At 68.4% G+C, this 17,315-nt stretch carries 17 protein-coding genes; 8 read left to right on the plus strand and 9 right to left on the minus strand.

Annotation, left to right across the window (positions count from 1 at the left end; translation table 11 throughout):
* Positions 1-114: 114 nt before the first annotated feature.
* The gene (locus tag RKD05_RS02140) at positions 115-2,682 is read left to right on the plus strand and encodes an ATP-binding protein (protein ID WP_424707745.1); all 2,568 of its coding nucleotides are present in this window, start codon (positions 115-117) and stop codon (positions 2,680-2,682) included.
* Positions 2,663-7,126, plus strand: coding sequence for a polysaccharide pyruvyl transferase family protein (locus RKD05_RS02145; protein WP_424707746.1), 4,464 nt, complete (start codon positions 2,663-2,665; stop codon positions 7,124-7,126). The genes RKD05_RS02140 and RKD05_RS02145 overlap by 20 nt, the downstream gene beginning before the upstream one ends.
* 16 nt (positions 7,127-7,142) lie before the next feature.
* On the opposite strand, the gene RKD05_RS02150 is transcribed toward RKD05_RS02145, so the two are convergent.
* From RKD05_RS02150 to RKD05_RS02165, 4 genes are read right to left on the minus strand one after another with little or no spacing between them, the layout of a single operon-like run.
* Complete coding sequence (locus RKD05_RS02150) at positions 7,143-7,469, minus strand: hypothetical protein (RefSeq protein WP_424707748.1); 327 nt, start codon at positions 7,467-7,469, stop codon at positions 7,143-7,145.
* 19 nt (positions 7,470-7,488) lie between these two features.
* Positions 7,489-7,809, minus strand: coding sequence for a putative quinol monooxygenase (locus RKD05_RS02155; protein WP_424707750.1), 321 nt, complete (start codon positions 7,807-7,809; stop codon positions 7,489-7,491).
* Positions 7,806-8,288: a nucleoside deaminase gene (locus tag RKD05_RS02160; RefSeq protein ID WP_424707752.1), complete on the minus strand. Its 483-nt coding sequence runs from the start codon at positions 8,286-8,288 to the stop codon at positions 7,806-7,808. Before RKD05_RS02160 ends, RKD05_RS02155 begins: the two co-directional genes overlap by 4 nt.
* 29 nt (positions 8,289-8,317) lie before the next feature.
* Positions 8,318-8,944: a GyrI-like domain-containing protein gene (locus tag RKD05_RS02165; RefSeq protein ID WP_424707754.1), complete on the minus strand. Its 627-nt coding sequence runs from the start codon at positions 8,942-8,944 to the stop codon at positions 8,318-8,320.
* Between the two features lie 129 nt (positions 8,945-9,073).
* On the opposite strand from RKD05_RS02165, the gene RKD05_RS02170 reads away from it, so the two are divergent.
* Together RKD05_RS02170 and RKD05_RS02175 are read left to right on the plus strand one after the other, a co-directional pair.
* On the plus strand, positions 9,074-9,799 hold the full coding sequence (locus RKD05_RS02170) for a histidine phosphatase family protein (protein ID WP_424707756.1): 726 nt from the start codon (positions 9,074-9,076) through the stop codon (positions 9,797-9,799).
* Positions 9,783-10,616, plus strand: coding sequence for an ADP-dependent NAD(P)H-hydrate dehydratase (locus tag RKD05_RS02175; protein WP_424707758.1), 834 nt, complete (start codon positions 9,783-9,785; stop codon positions 10,614-10,616). Before RKD05_RS02170 ends, RKD05_RS02175 begins: the two co-directional genes overlap by 17 nt.
* A 4-nt stretch (positions 10,617-10,620) precedes the next feature.
* Here the strand turns inward: RKD05_RS02175 and RKD05_RS02180 are convergent, their stop codons facing one another.
* Together RKD05_RS02180 and RKD05_RS02185 are read right to left on the minus strand one after the other, a co-directional pair.
* Positions 10,621-11,223, minus strand: a complete 603-nt coding sequence (locus RKD05_RS02180; protein WP_424707760.1) for a response regulator transcription factor — start codon at positions 11,221-11,223, stop codon at positions 10,621-10,623.
* Positions 11,220-12,383 (minus strand): sensor histidine kinase, encoded by a 1,164-nt coding sequence (locus RKD05_RS02185; RefSeq protein ID WP_424707762.1) that lies wholly within the window; start codon positions 12,381-12,383, stop codon positions 11,220-11,222. Before RKD05_RS02185 ends, RKD05_RS02180 begins: the two co-directional genes overlap by 4 nt.
* A gap of 150 nt (positions 12,384-12,533) precedes the next feature.
* On the opposite strand from RKD05_RS02185, the gene RKD05_RS02190 reads away from it, so the two are divergent.
* Both RKD05_RS02190 and RKD05_RS02195 read left to right on the plus strand, forming a co-directional pair.
* Complete coding sequence (locus RKD05_RS02190; protein WP_424707763.1) at positions 12,534-13,034, plus strand: small multidrug efflux protein; 501 nt, start codon at positions 12,534-12,536, stop codon at positions 13,032-13,034.
* Positions 13,035-13,111: 77 nt separating this feature from the next.
* Positions 13,112-13,480 carry a hypothetical protein gene (locus RKD05_RS02195; RefSeq protein WP_424707765.1) on the plus strand — a complete coding sequence of 123 codons (369 nt, stop codon included), beginning with the start codon at positions 13,112-13,114 and terminating at the stop codon, positions 13,478-13,480.
* An 11-nt stretch (positions 13,481-13,491) separates the two neighbouring features.
* Here the strand turns inward: RKD05_RS02195 and RKD05_RS02200 are convergent, their stop codons facing one another.
* Entirely contained in the window at positions 13,492-13,659 is a 168-nt protein-coding gene (locus RKD05_RS02200; RefSeq protein WP_424707766.1) for a hypothetical protein, read from the minus strand.
* A 262-nt stretch (positions 13,660-13,921) separates the two neighbouring features.
* Here RKD05_RS02200 and RKD05_RS02205 point away from each other — a divergent pair, with 262 nt between their 5' ends.
* Entirely contained in the window at positions 13,922-14,695 is a 774-nt protein-coding gene (locus RKD05_RS02205; RefSeq protein ID WP_424707768.1) for a hypothetical protein, read from the plus strand.
* A gap of 294 nt (positions 14,696-14,989) precedes the next feature.
* On the opposite strand, the gene RKD05_RS02210 is transcribed toward RKD05_RS02205, so the two are convergent.
* Positions 14,990-15,202 (minus strand): hypothetical protein, encoded by a 213-nt coding sequence (locus RKD05_RS02210; RefSeq protein WP_424707770.1) that lies wholly within the window; start codon positions 15,200-15,202, stop codon positions 14,990-14,992.
* 1,283 nt (positions 15,203-16,485) lie between these two features.
* Here RKD05_RS02210 and RKD05_RS02215 point away from each other — a divergent pair.
* Positions 16,486-16,695 carry a DUF1653 domain-containing protein gene (locus RKD05_RS02215; protein WP_424707772.1) on the plus strand — a complete coding sequence of 70 codons (210 nt, stop codon included), beginning with the start codon at positions 16,486-16,488 and terminating at the stop codon, positions 16,693-16,695.
* A gap of 140 nt (positions 16,696-16,835) precedes the next feature.
* Here RKD05_RS02215 and RKD05_RS02220 read toward each other — a convergent pair whose 3' ends face one another.
* Positions 16,836-17,072: a hypothetical protein gene (locus tag RKD05_RS02220; RefSeq protein WP_424707773.1), complete on the minus strand. Its 237-nt coding sequence runs from the start codon at positions 17,070-17,072 to the stop codon at positions 16,836-16,838.
* Positions 17,073-17,315: the final 243 nt, after the last annotated feature.

Genomic DNA, 17,315 nt, shown 5'->3' on the forward strand with positions numbered 1-17,315 from the left:
TGTCACCTTCACGATCACCCCGCCAAGCGATTTTGTTGACATCTTGAGAGCGCTCCTGCAACGTGGTGCCATCGCGCCCGCTGGGAAGTTCGGCGCGGCAGGCAGGATGCCACGATGACGCGACGAAACCTCCTCGGTCTGGAGCCAGGACAGGGCACTCCGCTGTGGACCGCGTTCGCGCTCGCGCTGGTCGTCACGGCGGCCTACGCCGCGTCGCTCTGGCTGCTGCCGGACGAAGGACCCGCGCTCGTGTGGTTCGTCGTGGCGCGTCTCCTCGTCGAGGCGACCGCGTGCGGCCTCGTGATCGCGCGCGTCGTCCGGGTGCCGCGGGAACGCGCGGCGTGGAGCGTCATGGCGGTCGCGCTCGGCATCCTCGTGCTCGCCGACGCCGTCGAGGCGACCGCGGGACTGCCCGGGAGCACTCTCCGGTGGCTCGTCCCCGCGTTCAACCTGCTGTTCTTCCTCGCGCTCCTCGGATGCCTCGGCCTCCTGGTCCGTGATCGGTTCGCGCGCCTGGCGCTCTCGACGTGGCTCGACGCGCTGATCAGCACCCTGGGCCTGCTGTGCGTCGCGTTCTTCCTCACTGCCCTCACCGGTGTGGAGGAGCAGGCGACCCTGCTGAGCCTGGCGTACCTGATCCCGTCGCTGCTGTACGTGAGCGTGCTCGTCGCGCTGCTCTCGGCGCTCAACCGGCGTCCGTCGGCGAGCTGGTGGCTGAGCCTCGCGGCCGCACTCCTCCTCTTCGTCGGCGGTCTTGCCGTGGGGCCGACGCTGGCCCTGGGGCAGGCCCGCTCCCCCTCGCCAGTCGACGCGCTCTGGCCCGCCGCCGCTCTGCTGCTGGCCCTCGTGTCGTGGTGCGCCCCGACCCGACGACCTGCCGCGAGCGGCGGACTCCGGGTCGTCGTGTACGTGCCCGCGATCTTCACGACCGGCGCCCTGGTCATCCTGGTCTTCAACGAGTTGGACGACGGCGGCGGGATTATCGAGTTCCTGGCGTTCGCGACCCTCGCCGCGGGGATCGTGCGGCTCTTGGCCTCGGTCGTCGAGGCCGAGCGTCTGCGGCGCCGCGAGCGAGAGCTCAGCGTGAGTCTCGAACGCGCCCGGGATGCCGCGCTCGCGGCGACGTCGGCGAAGAGCACGTTCCTCGCGACGATGAGTCACGAGATGCGGACGCCGCTGAACGCGATCCTCGGGATGAACGAGCTCCTCGCGAGCACCGACCTCGACCCCGTGCAGCGCGATTACGCGGACCGCGCGGCCGCGAGCGGCTCCCTGCTCCTGGACGTCGTCACCGACATCCTGGACTTCTCGAAGATCGAGGCGGGCGCGATCGACCTGGTGGAGGCCCCTTTCGACCTCCGCCGCCTGGTGTCCTCGACGGTGACGGTGCTGTCGTTCGCCGCCGAGAGCAAGGGCCTCACCGTCAGCGCCGATTACGAGGCCGCCGTTCCCACCTATGTGTTGGGGGACGCGACACGGCTGCGGCAAGTGCTCGTCAACCTGCTCGGCAACGCCGTGAAGTTCACCGCCGCGGGCGGGGTGCGGGTCCGTGTCACCCGTGGCGACGGTCCGGATGCCGTGCACTTCGCGGTCACCGACACCGGCATCGGCATCCCGTCCGACGCTCTGCAGCGGATCTTCGAGCCGTTCACCCAGGCGGACGAGTCCACGACCCGCACGCACGGCGGCACGGGGCTGGGACTGTCGATCTGCGACGCGCTCGTGCGCATGATGGGCGGCCGGATGCACGTCGAGAGCACGGTGGGAAAAGGCAGCACGTTCTCGTTCGAGATCGCCCTGGCCGCCACGACCCCGCCGGCGGACTCCCCGCGCGCCGTGGTCCGGGTCGGCCGCGACCCCTCCGCGCCCCGCACGCCCGTCGAGTCTCGCCCGGCCCGGAACGACTCCGCGCCGGTCGTCGCGGCATCCGTCGGTCTTCCGGGTACCGGCTCGCTGAACGTGCTGGTCGCCGAGGACAACCCGACCCTGCAGCTCCTGTCGACGCAGATCCTGAGCCGACTCGGGCACCGCTCGGCCGTCGTCGGCACGGGCGCGGATGCCGTCGACGCGGTGGGGCGGGAGGCCTACGACATCGTCCTCATGGACATCCACATGCCCGTGATGGACGGGTTGGAGGCCACCCGGGCGATCCGCGCCGCCGGTGACACGATCACGCAGCCGTACATCATCGCGCTCACGGCGGGAGCGACCGAACAGGACCGCGACGACTGTCTCCGGGCGGGCATGAACGGCTACGTCACCAAACCCTTCACGATGAAGGACCTCCGCTTCGCGTTCGAGACCGCGGAGCTGAACACCCCCGCCCAGGATGTCGAACCGGCCGCCGCGGCCCCGCACCGCTTCACGCTGCTCAACGACCTGGGCCCGGAGGTCAAGGCCGACGTCCTGCGCACCTTCGTGGATCGGAACCCCGACGACGTGGCTGCGATCGCCGACGCGGTGCACCGCGGCTCGGCCGACGAGGCGCGAGCACTCGCCCACCGCCTGCGCGGGGCGAGCCTCGCGCTGGGCGCGACGACGCTCGCGGAGGCGTGCGCGCGGATCGAGCGGGGCTCCGACGAGCAGGCGCTCGACGCCCGTCGCCTCGCCGCGGTCCGGGACGCCGCGGCGCTGGTCGTGGAGGACGCCGAGAGGGAGCTTCGTGCCCTTTCGGCGCGCTGAGCGCGCGGCATCCGTTTCTCCCCCCGAAACGGATCACCCGCTCCCCGACGCGCACGCGGAGCACCCGCGCCCCGAACGCGCGCGGAGCCTGTCGACGCGGACCATCGCCCTCGTCGTCGGGGCGGTGTACTTCGTCGGCTCCCTCGTGATCTTCCGCGACGTGCTGTTCGCCATCCCCTCGGTGCTCCGCGGCGACGCGGTCATCGCGGGCGACGAGCTCGTCCCGTTCTTCAACTGGCACAGCCAGCTGCTCGACCAGGCCGCCGGGCAGTTCAACGAGCTCGTGAACGGGTACGAGTTCCGGGTCCGCTACGCATTCCTCACCACGTGGCTGCGGTACTACGCGGTCCTGCCGTTCGCGATCCTCATCGTCATCCCGGCCCTGTTCTGGTCGGCGTACCTGACCGTCGCCCGGTTCATGGACAAGGTCTTCACGTCGCTGTCGTCGCAGGCGATCTACCTCGCGACGTTCTTTCCGGTCTCGCTGATCTACCTGATCATGGTCTACGCCAAGATCACGCACTTCTACACGCTGGTGCTGGGCCTCGTCCTCATGACGATCTCGTCGCTGTGGATGCTGTACGCGCTGCTGTTCGCCGGCCGGAAATGGAAGCGCTGGATGGTGATCGCGGCGCTCGCGACGCTGTTCAACCCGGCCATCCACTACCTGGTGCTGTTCAGCCTGTTCTTCGCGATCACCATCGTGACGCTCCTCGTGGGCGAGATCGGCAAGTGGATCCGCACGGGCGGTCCCCGCCGCCTGCACCGGCTGCCCGGACGCATCCGCACCCTGGTCCTGAACGGGGGCCGGTGGAGACGCCTGCGCGCCTGGTTTGGCCGGTGGTCGCTCACGACGACCGGGCGCATCGTCTGGGCCGTCGTCATCTACGGCCTGATCACCCTGATCCCCTACGCGCTGTTCGTGAAGTACGTGGCGCTCGCGGGCGTGTCGAATCTGTCCGACACCGTGCCGGGCGACTTCTACTTCATTCAGGATGCCTCGGTCTCGTGGCTGCACGAACTCTCGTGGGACCTCGCCGGGATCACCGACAAGATCCTCTTCGGCGACTACCTCGCGAAGGTGCCCCGCTATCCCGACGCCGTGTACACGCTGCTGCTGTTCGTGCCGCTCGCGGTCCCCTGGGTGCGCCGGAGGCTCTTCCGCTCCCGCCCGCACCGGCAGTTGCTCGGCGTGCTCATCGTCGCGATCGTCTTCGCCCTCTGGGCGACGATCGGTTACGGCGAGCCGCTGTGGTTCCCCACCTTCCACCGCACGCTCGCGGCCATCGCGATCACGGCGAACGAGAGCCACTCCGCAATCGGCAACCTCGTCGTGACCGCGGCCGGCACGGTCGTGCAGATCCTGCGCTTCCCGCACCGGTTCCAGCTGATCCTGTTCATGCTCGCGCCGCTGGTCATGTCGTTGACGCTGGCGCTGTTCATCGACGTCGTGAGCGGTCGGTGGCTCGCTCCGCGCCGGCGCCGCGGGCCGCGCAAGCCCATGGCTCCCGCGTCGTCGCGGCCGAAGGATCCCGCGCGGACCCGCGCCCGCAGCGAACTGCTCATCGCGCTGCTCGCGACCGCCTGCATCGGGGCGGTGTTCTTCACGCCGTTCTGGTCGAACAATCCGTACCGGTCGGTGTTCGGCTCGGGGAACATGGCGGGCTTCCTCGCCCCCTTCCCGCTGCACGACCTGCAAGAACTCAAGCAGGAACTGAACACTCTCCCCGAGGGCAAGACCGTGGTCCTCCCGCCCACCGAGACCGCGAAGCTCGTTCAGGATGCCAACGGTATCGACCACAAATTCATCGACAAGTTCTTCATCTACTACCTCGACAAACCGAGCTACTACTACGGCCTCACCGGGGATGTGAAGAACAAGTTCGATTTCTTCCTGATCCTCCGCGGGCTGTACTACCAGCAGGACTGGTGGATCAACGTCGCCCGCGACATCCAGATCAAATACATCGTCGTGAATCGCAAGATCCACTCGAACAACGGCGTCGGCGCGGAATACCTCCCTAACGTCGAGAGCTACGTCGAGCCCGGCCTCGCGCGGCTCCAGGGCGACGTCGAGCTCCGGTTCCAGAACGACAGCTACGCGCTGTACGAGATCACCGATCAGCCGCACGCCGATCGCGAGACGATCCTGGTGGACTCGAGCTGGCAGACGTACCTCAACCTCGTCTTCAATCGCCGCAATCTGAGTCGCTGCTACACGTTCGAGTACACGCCCGTACTACGACCCCACGGCTCTCCCGCCGGGAGCGCCGATCCATCTGCTCACCGACGACGAGGCCACCTCCGCCCTCGACCTCTGGCTGCTCGACCATCCCGACGCCATCGCCGGCCCGGACACGCGGATGTTCGCGTTCAACCCCGATGTCGTGGCATCCAACTACTACCTGTCGCCGATGTTCCGGTCGTTCCTGCTGTTCTCGAATACGAAGTGGAATCGCACCGGGATGATCACGCCCGGCGTTTTCGGGACGTTGCGCGGATCGTTCATCGGGCTTCCGCGAGCGACCGAGATCAGCGTGCCCGTGACGGTGAAAGAGCCCGGGAAGTACCACGTGCTCATGCGCACGGCCAACACTGCGAACACGCTGCACATCACCTCGCCGTCGCTGTCGTACGACCAATCGTTCGAGCTGAGGTCACCGCCGGAGAACGTCAAGCTCTTCCCCGTCGACGACGTCTACAAGCCCGGCCGTGTGGCTGCCGACACCTCCGGGATGTCCGTCGCCGATCTCGAACAGCAGATCCCCGACGCGCTCGTGCCGGTCAACTCGGGGTTCAGTTTTCAAGACCTCGGGGTCGTGGATGCCGCGGCGGGAAAGCACACGTTCGCGATCGACAAGACCGACACGAATCCGATGCTCTTCGAGGGGGTCATGCTCGTCCCCGAGGAGACGTACCAGTCGCTCGCCCTCCCCGCGAACGTCGAGAAGATCACCGACCCGAACGCCCTGGAGTGCTCGGAGCGCACCGAGAGCGCCGGTGGCAAGGACGGCTACGTCGATCCGGCCGCCAACCCCGAGCACGCGAACCTCACGCAGGACGAGCTGCTGAACCTCGCTGCGGCCGATGTCACCGACCTCGAACCGCCCGCCGGAGGTGTCGTCGGGTCGAGCTGGGTCGGCGTGGCGCTGACGCTCCTCCTCATCGCGGGAAGCCTCGTCCTCGTGCGCTGGCGCGCGCGCTTGCATCACGACGACGACGAGGACGAGGATCGCGACGAAGACGACCCCGACGACGACCCGACCGACCCGCCACCCCAGGAGCCGAGATCATGACCGCACCGTCCCGCCGCATCGTGTTCCTCGGCACCCACGGGCAGTACAACATCGGCGACGAGTTGCTTCTGGAGACGTTCCTGACGCAGCTCGGCGCGGAGCACCGCTACCTCGTCAACAGCTACGACCCGGACTTCACGCGCACCCAGCTGCGCCCGCGGTTCGATGTCGAGGTGATCGACACCAGTGCGGACCGCCTGCGGCTGCTGCGGGCACTGCGGGGTGCCGACCTCCTCGTGTTCGGCGGCGGCTCGATCATCAAGGAGCTGTACGCGTCCACCGGGCGGAACCCCTACTCGACGCTCGCGATGATCCTCGGCGTCGTGACCTTCGCGCGGCGTATCGCCCGCAAGCCCGTCGCGATGCTCAACATCGGCGTGGGCCCGCTGCGCACGAAGACGGGTCTGTGGCTGGCGCGCCGGATCCTGTCGCAGGTCGACCTGATCACGGTGCGCGACCAGAAGTCGTTCGACACCTGCCGCGAGATCGGGATCGACGCGACCCTCGTCCCGGATGCCGTGTTCTCCACCAACGAGGAGTTCCTGCTGCAGCCGGCCGACGACTCCCCCGCTCCCCGGCCGGACGGTGCCGTGCGGGTCGCTCTGAACCTCAACTTCGACATCGAGAACCCGGACGCGTGGGAGCCGTTCCTCGACCGGCTCGCCGCCGCCCTGGAGACCGTCCACGCGCGGCATCCGATCGAAGTGCATTCCCTCCCGATGCAGATCGGGTTCAAGGACCACGACGACGTCGAGGTGCTCGACGCCCTCGCCGGGCGCTTGGCATCCGTCCCCTTCGTGCGCCACGAACCCCGCACCCACGTGGATGCCGCCCGCCTCATCCGCGACAGCGACGTGCTGGTCAGCGAGCGGCTGCACGCCATCGTGATGGCATCCATCCTGGGGGTGCCCTCGTTCGTGCTCGCGTACGACGTGAAGGTACGCGAACTCGCGAGGACGCTCGGGCTGGATGAGCGGACGATCGACATCAACCAGCCCTTCGAAGTTCCAGCGCTGGCCGACGGTCTCGTCGACCTGATCGAGCGACGGGATGCCGTGGGGGCGGCGGTCGACGCCCGGAGCGCCGAGCTGCGCGCCGAGGCCCGCGCGAGCTTCGCGCGGGCCCGGGGGTGGGTGGAGGGCGCGTGACCGGCGCCGGCAGGACTCAAGTGCCGGCGTACCCGACGATCCTCGAGACGATATAAGCGCCGACAACGATCACGATTCCGGCAGCGGGTACCCACGCGGACGACTTCTGAAGTCGATATCCGATGGGGATGGATGCCAGGGTCCCCAGCCACGCAATCGCCGTCGGTATCAAGAAGATGAGACGGTGGGTCTCGCTCCGCGCGAACCCGCAGCAGCCTACGACGTGAATCGCGTCGACCGCCCACATGACATAAACCACGACAGTGACGACCGCTTGCAGGATCGCCACCGTTATCGCCGGCGCAACTGCCGACCACCGTCGTGCGGGGCGTGCTTCGATCATGTTGCCCATGCTGCTGCGCCTAGGTCTCTAACACCGGATGATTACCTAGGCGCGACGCGAAGTGCCGCAGCGCGAGCGGCCGCCGCAGGAACCGCTCCTCGTCGGGGAACGTGACCGGTTGCGCCCGCCAGTCCGCGCCCGCGTAAGCCACGAGCGCGGCCTCGTCCGCCCATTCGCTGACGTACTGCACGCGGCCCGGGTCGGCCAGGTCGACGAGCACGTCGTGACGGAGCAGCCCGCGATACCGGCCGGGGAACGTTGCGACGAGCTCGCGCAGCACCGCGAGGAACTCGTCCTCCATGCCCTCCCGGACGTGCGCCTCCGACACCCGGACGATCATCCCCAGAACCCCCGGTGCGGCTCGGCGGCCTCGTCCTCGAGGTGCGGCCCCGACACCGCGACCACCGGCACACCGTGCGCGAACACCTCGCGCGACGGCAGGTCGAGTTCGCGACCACCGTCCTCCGACTCGGCGAGCGCGATGAGTCCGCGTCCCGAGAGGGCGTAGACCATGCGCCCGATGCCCGCCCAGAACATCGCCCCGGCGCACATCGCGCACGGTTCGCACGACGTATAGAGAGTGGATGCCGCCAGGTCGGTGGCATCCACTTCTCTCCAGGCCAGACGGACGAGGTTCGTCTCCGCGTGCGCCGTCACGTCACGGTCGGTGAGCACGGTGTTCTCGGCCTCGAGCACGCGGCCGTCACCGGTGACGAGCACCGCGCCGAACGGGTGGTTGCCGTGGTCGCGCGCGAGGATCGAGAGCTCGATCGCGCGGCGGAGGTGGGCGAGGTCGGTCGGGGCGAGGTCGTCGGCCATGGATCGATGATGGCAGGATGCCGCCCGGCTTACACCGAAGTCCTGCGGACGGGTTGCCGGAGGATGGTGCGGAGCTTGTCGGGAGAGGTTCGGCGGACGTCGCTCAGGTAGATCTCGTGGTGCTTCCCGCTCAGGCTGAGGCCCTGACCGGGGATGAACGCGTGGTGCAGCTCGTCCAGCACGTCTGCCTCATCGTCGAAGGAACCGAGGTGCAGCGTCTGCACGCACAGTCCTTCGCTGAGCGTCTCCATCCGCACGTCTTCCAGCCGGTCGGCGGATCCTGCCGCGCGCACGGTCTCGACGGCGGAATGGAACATCGCCTCGTCGATCCAGTCGGGGACCAGGAGCATCATCGTCCAGTCCCACCGCGACTTGTCTCGCGCCACGGTGAAGGCATCCATGTCGTCCGCCCACCACAGACCCTCCAACGGGGGCACCACGTAGTCGCGGCCGAGTTCGCGCTTGCTCGCGAACCTCAGCTTGTACGCGACGGGGTACAGCGCCTGCAGGGCCTGCGTGTAGGCCGGCGCGGTGTTGGGGTCACCGTGCCCGTCGACCATCAGATATCGCAGGTCGGGAATCTCCACGATGCTGAACTCGCCGACCCTGGCCCGATAACTGTCGAGAGACTTCTTGAAGTCGATCTTGGCCGTCATGGTTCTTCCCCTCGCTTCGCCAGCCTGGCAGGCCACCGCGATCCGAGGTAGTGGCACGCGCCTTGGTCGATGCCCCGTTTCCTGTCAACGCCCGCGCGCGCACCGCGCTCGGCGGCTTACCGTGCCGCAATGGCAGTGGAACGACTCTGGCTCATCCGACACGGCGAGAGCGAAGGCAACGTCGCGGCCTCGAGGGCCGAGCGCGACGGCTCCCCCGTGATCGCGCTCGACACCCGCGACAGCGACGTGGAACTCTCCCCCGTCGGCGTGGAGCAGGCGACGGCGCTGCGGGCGTGGGTCGACTCCCTCGACGTGCCCGTCGACGAGTACTGGGTGTCGCCCTACTGGCGCGCGCGGCAGACGCTCGCGCTCGCGCTCGGCGATCGGCCGATGTCGGTCCCCACGCTCATCGACGAGAGGTTGCGCGACCGGGAGCTCGGCATCCTGGATCTCCTCACCACCCGCGGAGTGCAGGAACTGCACCCGGAAGAAGCGGCCCGCCGGCGCCACCTGGGCAAGTTCTACCACCGGCCCCCGGGCGGCGAGTCGTGGGCCGACGTCACGCTGCGGCTCCGGTCGTTCCTCGGCGAGCGCCTCGACGCGTCGCCCGCCACCGTGCTCGTCGTCGCGCACGACGCCGTGATCATGCTCGTGCTGTACGTGCTGCTGCGGATGACCGAGGCCGAACTGCTCGCGTTCAGCGCCAGCCACACGGTCCGCAACGCCTCGGTCACCGAGCTCGTGCGCACCGACGGCGGCTGGAAGCTCGTGACGTTCTCGTCCGTCGACCACCTCGCGGCCGAGGGCGCCGACATCACCGTGCACTCGGGAGGCGACGATGTCCACCACGCCTGAAGAGGTCACTCTGGCGCTGCTCCGCGAGTGGGGTCGCCCCGACCCGGCCGGGTCGAAGAAGTCCCGCGGGCAGGTGGTCGTCGTCGGCGGATCGCCGCGCTCCCCCGGCGCCGTGCTGCTCTCGGGTGAGGCGACGCTGCGCGTCGGCGCGGGGCGCACCGCCCTCGCCGTCCCCGCCGAGATCGCGCCCTACCTGGGGCCGGCGATGCCCGAGGCCGGCGTCCACTCCCTCCCCACCGGCTCCGCGTCCGTCGACGACGCTCTGCGCGCCACCCTCGAATCCGCGGATGCCGTGCTCCTCGGCCCCGGATTCGATGATCCGGATGCCACCCGCGCGGCCCTGCACGCCATCGCCGAGGCCGACATCGACCGGCTCGTGCTCGATGCGTTCGCGCTCGGCATCCTGGGGTCGGTCGACCGCGGCATCCTGCCCGCGGAGCTGATCCTCAACGCCAACGAGGAGGAGGCCGCGCTGCTTCTCGAACGCGACCTCACCGACGACCGCGCCGCCGACATCCGGGAGATCGCCGAACGCTACGAGGCCGTCGTGCACTGCTTCGGCACGGTGGCGCACCGGGACGGACGCACGTGGCAAGCCGAGCCGGGCAGCTCGGGCCTCGGCACCGCCGGGAGCGGCGACGTGTTGTCGGGCGCGATCACCGGCTTCGCGGCGCTCGGCATGGAGCCGGAACGCGCCGCGGTGTGGGGCGGGTGGACGCACGCCCGCGCCGGCGACCGGCTGACCGAGCGGGTCGGCATCGGCTTCCTCGCGCGGGACCTGCTGCCGGAGCTGACCGCGGTCGTGCACGAGAGCTGAGCGTCTAGATCCAGCCGCGCTCGCGGGCGTGGATCGTCGCCTGCTGACGACTCGCGAGCCCCAGCTTGCCGAGCACCGATGACACGTGGTTGCGCACGGTCCCGCCCGAGAGGTGGAGGGCGGCCGCGATCTCGGCGACCGTCTCGCCGCGGGCGCCAGCCCGGAGCACGTCCAGCTCCCGGTCGGTGAGCGGGCTGCGTTCGTCGCTCAGCGCGTCGGCCGCGATCTCCGGGTCGACGTAGCGGCGTCCGGCGGCGACTTCGCGGATGACCGCGGCCACGTCATCCGCGGGTCGTGACTTCGGAAGGAAGCCACTCACCCCCGCCCCGAGCGCCCGACGCAGCACTCCGGGGCGGGCGTGGCGGGTGACGATGACGCAGCGCGAAGGCACACGCCGCAGGATTCGTGCCGCGGTGTCGATGCCGTCCAGCCCGGGCATCTCGAGGTCGAGCAGGCAGACGTCGGGCCGCAGGCGTTCGGCTTCGGCGAGCGCCGTCTCCCCGTCGCGGCACTCGGCGACGACATTTAGGTCGTCCTCCAGGCGTAGGAGGGCGGCGAGAGCCGTGCGGATCATGTCCTCATCATCGGCAATGAGCACGCGGATCATGCGGCACCTTCTTCGGGTATGCGCACACTGAGGAGGAACCGGTCGTCGAGGCGAGTGGCATCCATCGTTCCGCCCACCGCTCCGACGCGCTCGGCGATCCCCGAGAGACCGGCGCCGCCGCTTCCCGGCGAGGCCTCGGCAGGCGCGTCGTTCTCGACGACGAGCACCCACGTCTCCGCGGTTCGGATGAGGGAGAGGGATGCCGAGACCCCACCGCCGTGCTTGAGCACATTGGTCGTCGCTTCGCGCACGACGGGTCCGAGCACGTCCGCCGGCGCGCGGTCGGCTTCGCTGTCGACGAACAGGTCGACGGCGAGACCCGCCGCGCGCAGCAGGTCGGCGGCGTTCGCGAGTTCGTCGGGGAGCGGCACCCCTCGGAAGCGCGCGGCGAGGTCACGGGTTCCGCGGCGGGCGTCATCCACGCTCGCTCGCGCGGCACGTACCTGCGCGACGGCGGCATCGGGGTCGCGCGTCATCATCTTCTCGGCGAGCTCGAGCTGCAGAGCGATCACCTGCAGGTGGTGGCCCTGCAGGTCGTGCAGGTCGCTCGCGAGGCGCAGGCGCTCCTGCGCTGCCGCGAGCTTCCCTTCGGCCCGGCGCGCGCGATCGAGTTCGCGCACGATGTCCCACCACCACAACGACGCCGCGGTGAGAGCGGGGTGCACCGCGACGAACAGCACGAGACCGAAGGTCTGGTTACCGCCACGGTCGCCGGAGAGATGGACGCTCTCGACGTACCAGACCGTGACGATGACGACCAGCAGCAGCGCGACCAGGCGGATCCGGATGCCGTTGCGCCACCGCACCAGGCACACGACCGACGCCGCGAAGCACGTACCGAGGATCACTGACCCCGCACCGAAGCCGAGGAGCACAGCGGATGCGATTCCGACGAGAACCAGGAGCCATGGCATCCGAGATGCGTTGTCGTCTTCGACGGGTTCCCGCCGGTAGCGAACCAGGAGCAGCACCGATGCCGCGAGCGTCCCCGCGACACCGAGCGCGTATGCGGTGACGGCGAGGGGTGCGGGTTCGAGGACGACCGGAACCGCCCAGAGCATCAGACCCAGGACGACGAAGAACAGAATCGAGGATGCCGTGTACCACCACGTCGCGCTCACATCGCGGGCGTACGCGGTGCGGGCGGCGGGGGTACTCACCCGGGCCACTGTACGGCCGTGACAGATGTCACGCCCTGCTCGGCGCATCCTCCCGGCTACCGGTGACACCGCGACACTGCCGCGATCGAGGTCTCGCGGATGGGGTGGAATCAGCGCGGAACAGGCCGCGCTCCACCTCCAGGAGTCGTCATGTCGAACCCCGTTTCCGACCTCGTTCTCGGCTTTCAAGACCTCGTGGCCCGCGTGCCTGATCTCGTACAGCCCCTCGTCGTGGCGCTGGCCGGCGCGGTGCCGTTCATCGAGGGCGAGGGGGCCGCGGCGATCGGCATCGTCGGCGGCATCCTCCCCCTCACCGCCGCGATCGCGGGTGCCCTCGGAAACCTGGCGTGCGTCGCCGTCGTCATTCTCGTCAGCTCGCGCGTGCGCACTGCCCTCACCACCCGTCGCGGCGCGGGCGGTGCGGAGCCGTCCGGGCGCCGAGCGAAGTTCGAGCGGGCCTACCACCGCTACGGCACCGCAGGCGTGAGCCTGCTCGGGCCGCTGCTCCTGCCGACGCAGTTCACCGCCGCGGCGCTGACCGCCACGGGTGTACCGCCCATGCGCGTCCTCGCCTGGCAGGCTGCGGCCGTTGCGTTGTGGACCACTCTGATCACGCTGATCGTCACCGGCGTGGTGCGGGTCGCCGTGTGATGCCTTCCGTTCGTGCGCCTCGACGCCCGATCCGCAAGGGGTTCAGCCGCGCGTCCCTCGCGGGGAGACTTCATGTCATGGCAACGCGTGCACCCGAGACACCATGGCCGGACTGCGAGGTCTGCACGACGGTCCCGGCGTACCGGGACAGCTATGGAGAGCGCGTCCTGGACATCGGACTGACCGAAGCCCACCTCGGCGAGCGCCTGGATGACGGCCGGATGCGCGTCCTCCGCGGCGACGTCCCCCTTCACGACATGGTCGCGCTGGCCGAGTCCGACTTGAAGTTCACGATCGTGCTCTTCACGCAGTGCGAGGCCTGTAGGACGACCTGGTTCTACGGGCTCTGCATCCGCGGCCAGCCGATCTTCAAGCCCGACGAACCCGGCGCGGAGTACCAGTGGCACTGGGACGAGGTTCCCCCGCGCGCGAGCTGGGCGCGGTAGCGGCTCAGGCGCTACCGTCCCCCGAGTAGTCCCGCGTTCAACGCCCACCCGGCGAGCGTCACCAGCACGATCGCCCCCGCCATCGCGAGCAGCTGAACGGGCTGGGTCAGGATGCCGAGACTCACGATCAGCGTGGTGGCACCGGCCGGAGGGTGCGGGGTCTTCAGCAGCGTCAGCACGACGGCTCGACCGGGCCGCGGTGAGTTGCGCGTGTCGTGAGCTGCTCGAGAAATCTTCCAGCCGCTGGCCGAGAACGACGAACAATAGCTGCGCCGAACTCATCGAGATCACCGCGGTCTGAGCGAAGTGGGTGCAGATCATCAACGCCGGGGCATCTCGCGATCGTGCGCGCGACCCCGCCACAATGGAAGGCCGCGACACGACTCTTCACGCGGCGACCGAAAGGCGCGACATCGCGTCCGGCGTCGGTAGCCTCTTGGCGTGGTTGAGGCGAGCAGCGAGAACATCGAAACGATCCTTCAGATGGTCGGGGTTCACGCGCGGATCGACGCCTTCATCGAAGATTCGATCAGGGCAATGCGCGCACGCGCGTTCGCGCGGTACGGTGCACGGTTGGCTCTCGACGTAGCCAACGGAGATCTAGTTGTCACTCCAGCCGATGGAGCGGATCTGCCGGAGTACATCGCCGAGTTCCGACACGCCACGGTAGAAGCCGTCTACGACACACTCCTCTCGATCAACCGTCTGATCCTCGTCGCGAACTGGACGGCGCTCGAGGCATTCGCAGAGGACGTACTGGCCGTACTTGTGCCCAACCGCAATGCACGCGAGATGATCCAAGATCGCGTGAAGGATCGTCTCAGGGCTGATCCACGCCCAAACGGCGTCGCTTCTTTCGAAGGTTGGTTTTGTGAGCTTGGTTTCGAGAGCACGCTCGACCCAGATCACGAAGCACTTCTGCGGCATGTCTCGGCTTTGCGAAACTCGCTCGCGCACAGCGGACCGCGGCCGACACCCCGCTTCGTGAAGCAGGCCCCAGAAGCATGGGGGGTACGTGAGGGCGAGACGCTCGTCATCCCAAACGTCGCAGTGGATGCTGCCCTGAGCGCGATGGGGCTTTATGTGGCGGAACTCGGGGCGAAGGTGACGAACACTGGTCATGCCTTGGCGGTTGACCCGCCAGCGACGCTCCTGCGGAGGTACCTTGAACCACGCGCGGAGCACTGGCCGACCGAGGACACACCGCACCGCTGAGCCTTTCAGGCGCTTCCGCTCCTAGCGTGAGGAATGCCGGGCACCGGCGCTATCGATTGAAGTCCGACCGGGTCGGCGGGCTTTGGTCGTGTCTGGATGCGCTTTGTTCTCGCTTGGTGAGCAGGTGAGACCTCGTCTCGCACCTGTACGACGCACGCACATCTCGTTCCGACGGGACAGGCCTTCGCTCGCTCTGATCCTCTGGCATCCCTCGGCGGTCGATTGCAGCTGTGTGAGGCGCAGACGTGAGGGGCCGGAATGCTCAGCTGCGGTGTCGCGCCGGGAACCTTGCCGCTACCGGTTCAGGCCGAGCAGTTGATTGGCGCGGCGCCGCACACGCGCGACGTCGACCGGCATGCTCGGGTCGTCCGTTTCGGTGCTTATCTCGACCTGGTCGGCGGAGGTCAGACCTTCTTCGCGCACGGCATTGGCGACGGCTTGCGCCATCTGCTCGTGCATCGCGTCGCTGATCCCGCGCATGATCTTCTTCGTGAAGTCCTCGGCCATGCGCCGAACGCTACAGGCTCGCTCGCGGGACGCCTAGAGCCGCCGGAGCACATCGCAGTGAGCAGCCCCAGCATCGAGCTGGCAGGGCCACCGCTCCTACCGTCGAGCTGAGGCCGCCCTCAAGCGCAGGACGAAGAGAACGTCGTGAGCTGTCAGCCACGTACGACTCCGCGAGCACCTCCCGTTCGCGGACGTCTACGCTTCCTCGCCCTCTGCGGGAGGACTCAATCGTGCCGGCTGAAGCGTGCCTCATCACGTCGTGAGAAGGTTGAAGTCTCGCCGCCAATCAACGCGGCGATGAGGACGATACGGCAACAAGAGATTCAGGAGTTAACCACGTCGGCAGCGTTGGCGCGACCAGGATGCCAACTCCGCCGAGCGCTGCCATTGTCAATATCCGGCGAACGAAGGTCCACGCCCTACCTCGGCACGCGGGCGCTGCGGATCCTCTGTGTCACCCTCACGTGAGCTCCTCGGGCAATCGCATCGGCCGCCCTTCCGCTCGCAAGGCCCGATATCGCCTCATTGATTGCCTGGAGCTGCCGATGCTCCGCACCCTCACCGCGGCTATTCGACAGGGCGACGCTGATCGCCGCGATGGCTCCGACTACTGTGACAAACGTCGCGTGCGAGCCGAGGGGCGACACCGCGGGGTTCGTGGTGGCGCCCAGGATCATGTCAGCGGGCCGGATTGTCGTGAAGCGTGGGCATCTGGACGTGGGCGAGACCCCGGAAGCCCCCGGCGAAGCGCCGAGTACGGAGTCGAATGCCTCCGACGATGCGCGACATCGCGGTGTCCAGTCGGTCTCGACCAGCTCGCCGTTCTCCCGGATCAGCGGGCGTGTCAGTCGGTCGGCGTTAGCGACGCCCTGCCAGCTGCCGAAAAGGCCCCCGGGTCCGAGGCGCCCGTGATTGGCGATGTCGACTGCGCGTCCGCCGACGCCGACCATCTGCCCGTCCTTCACAGCGATATCGGTGCCGCACCCGTTGCTGCCGAGGACGCACGCCGACTGCACCCAGCAGTCCACGTCGCCCTCGGTGAGGCCGTCGGCGAACTTCAGGTCGACGCGGACCGGCCACCGCGCCCTCGCGCGAACGGTGTGCGCGTGCCCCAGATGTGCTCGATGCGATCCACCACGATCGTGTCCTCCCTGCGGTCCGCGCGAGAACGTATGACGACCCTTCGGGGTCACCGAGAGCCTCGACAGGCGGTGGGCGCAGTGCCAAGGTTCGCCCGGCTGACAGACTCGGTGCAGTTCGCGTTGAGCGAGGGAGAAGGCGTGATGGAGATCGAACCCGGCATCTACGAGCACTTCAAAGGCCAGCGGTACGAGGTGTTCGGAATCGCGCGGCACTCGGAGACCGAAGAGGTCTTCGTGTCGTACCGGAAGCTCTACGACGACTACTCGTTCTGGCTGCGGCCGGTGGAGATGTTCGTCGGGGATGTCGAGCGGGACGGGTATGCGGGGCCGCGGTTTCGGCGGGTCGTGTGAATCCTCGAAGGCAGGGTCCGACAATGGCAGGCCCAACGCGGCGCGGGTTCGCGACCGACCCATTCGAGGCGGTCCGTGAGACCAAGGGACTATGGGCCCTCCTTGAACACGGGCGCGGCGGGACGGACGGCAGCCGGGGTTCAAACTCCCCGAATGGAGCCACGCTGCACGATCGCAGCGCCCCCATCAGGAGCCAACAGAATCGCTAACACTCCGGAGGTCGGCAGCGCGAAGAACCCCACGATCACAATCAACAGGGTCACGAGCAGCATGCTGGGGATGTCCACATATTCGAAGAACTTCTCGAGGACCCACGTGGGGAGCCAGGCTGGCGGATCGACCAGCGAGTACCCGATCATCTGCGGCGCGGTCGCCATGACCTCGCGCAGGCGAGAAGGTTCCCCTCGGACGCGTGGGTGTGTTCGATCCACCGCCGCTCGGTGGTATCGAGCGCGTCACGGCTCAGCACAGGCGGCGTGATCGGGGTCGTTCCGTGGGTGTCGATGATGCGCGCCGAAAGCTGAACGCCAAGCACGATGGGGATTGGCCCACCCCAATCGCCGCTGGACGCAAGGAAGGGGTCGTAGCCGGGTGTGCGCGTGAGCTGGACCCCGCCATGG

This window comes from Microbacterium sp. SLBN-111 (assembly GCF_049739645.1).
Classification (GTDB): Bacteria; Actinomycetota; Actinomycetes; order Actinomycetales; family Microbacteriaceae; genus Microbacterium.

Excerpts from the sequence above, each read along its gene's own strand:
- RKD05_RS02180 (WP_424707760.1), bottom strand. The coding sequence starts at position 11,223 with ATGATCCGCGTGCTCATTGCCGATGATGAGGACATGATCCGCACGGCT.
- RKD05_RS02140 (WP_424707745.1), top strand. The coding sequence starts at position 115 with ATGACGCGACGAAACCTCCTCGGTCTGGAGCCAGGACAGGGCACTCCG.
- RKD05_RS02155 (WP_424707750.1), bottom strand. The coding sequence starts at position 7,809 with ATGATCGTCCGGGTGTCGGAGGCGCACGTCCGGGAGGGCATGGAGGAC.
- RKD05_RS02195 (WP_424707765.1), top strand. The coding sequence starts at position 13,112 with ATGGCAACGCGTGCACCCGAGACACCATGGCCGGACTGCGAGGTCTGC.
- RKD05_RS02165 (WP_424707754.1), bottom strand. The coding sequence starts at position 8,944 with ATGACGGCCAAGATCGACTTCAAGAAGTCTCTCGACAGTTATCGGGCC.
- RKD05_RS02210 (WP_424707770.1), bottom strand. The coding sequence starts at position 15,202 with ATGGCCGAGGACTTCACGAAGAAGATCATGCGCGGGATCAGCGACGCG.
- RKD05_RS02175 (WP_424707758.1), top strand. The coding sequence starts at position 9,783 with ATGTCCACCACGCCTGAAGAGGTCACTCTGGCGCTGCTCCGCGAGTGG.
- RKD05_RS02150 (WP_424707748.1), bottom strand. The coding sequence starts at position 7,469 with ATGATCGAAGCACGCCCCGCACGACGGTGGTCGGCAGTTGCGCCGGCG.
- RKD05_RS02215 (WP_424707772.1), top strand. The coding sequence starts at position 16,486 with ATGGAGATCGAACCCGGCATCTACGAGCACTTCAAAGGCCAGCGGTAC.
- RKD05_RS02190 (WP_424707763.1), top strand. The coding sequence starts at position 12,534 with ATGTCGAACCCCGTTTCCGACCTCGTTCTCGGCTTTCAAGACCTCGTG.
- RKD05_RS02170 (WP_424707756.1), top strand. The coding sequence starts at position 9,074 with ATGGCAGTGGAACGACTCTGGCTCATCCGACACGGCGAGAGCGAAGGC.
- RKD05_RS02160 (WP_424707752.1), bottom strand. The coding sequence starts at position 8,288 with ATGGCCGACGACCTCGCCCCGACCGACCTCGCCCACCTCCGCCGCGCG.
- RKD05_RS02220 (WP_424707773.1), bottom strand. The coding sequence starts at position 17,072 with ATGGCGACCGCGCCGCAGATGATCGGGTACTCGCTGGTCGATCCGCCA.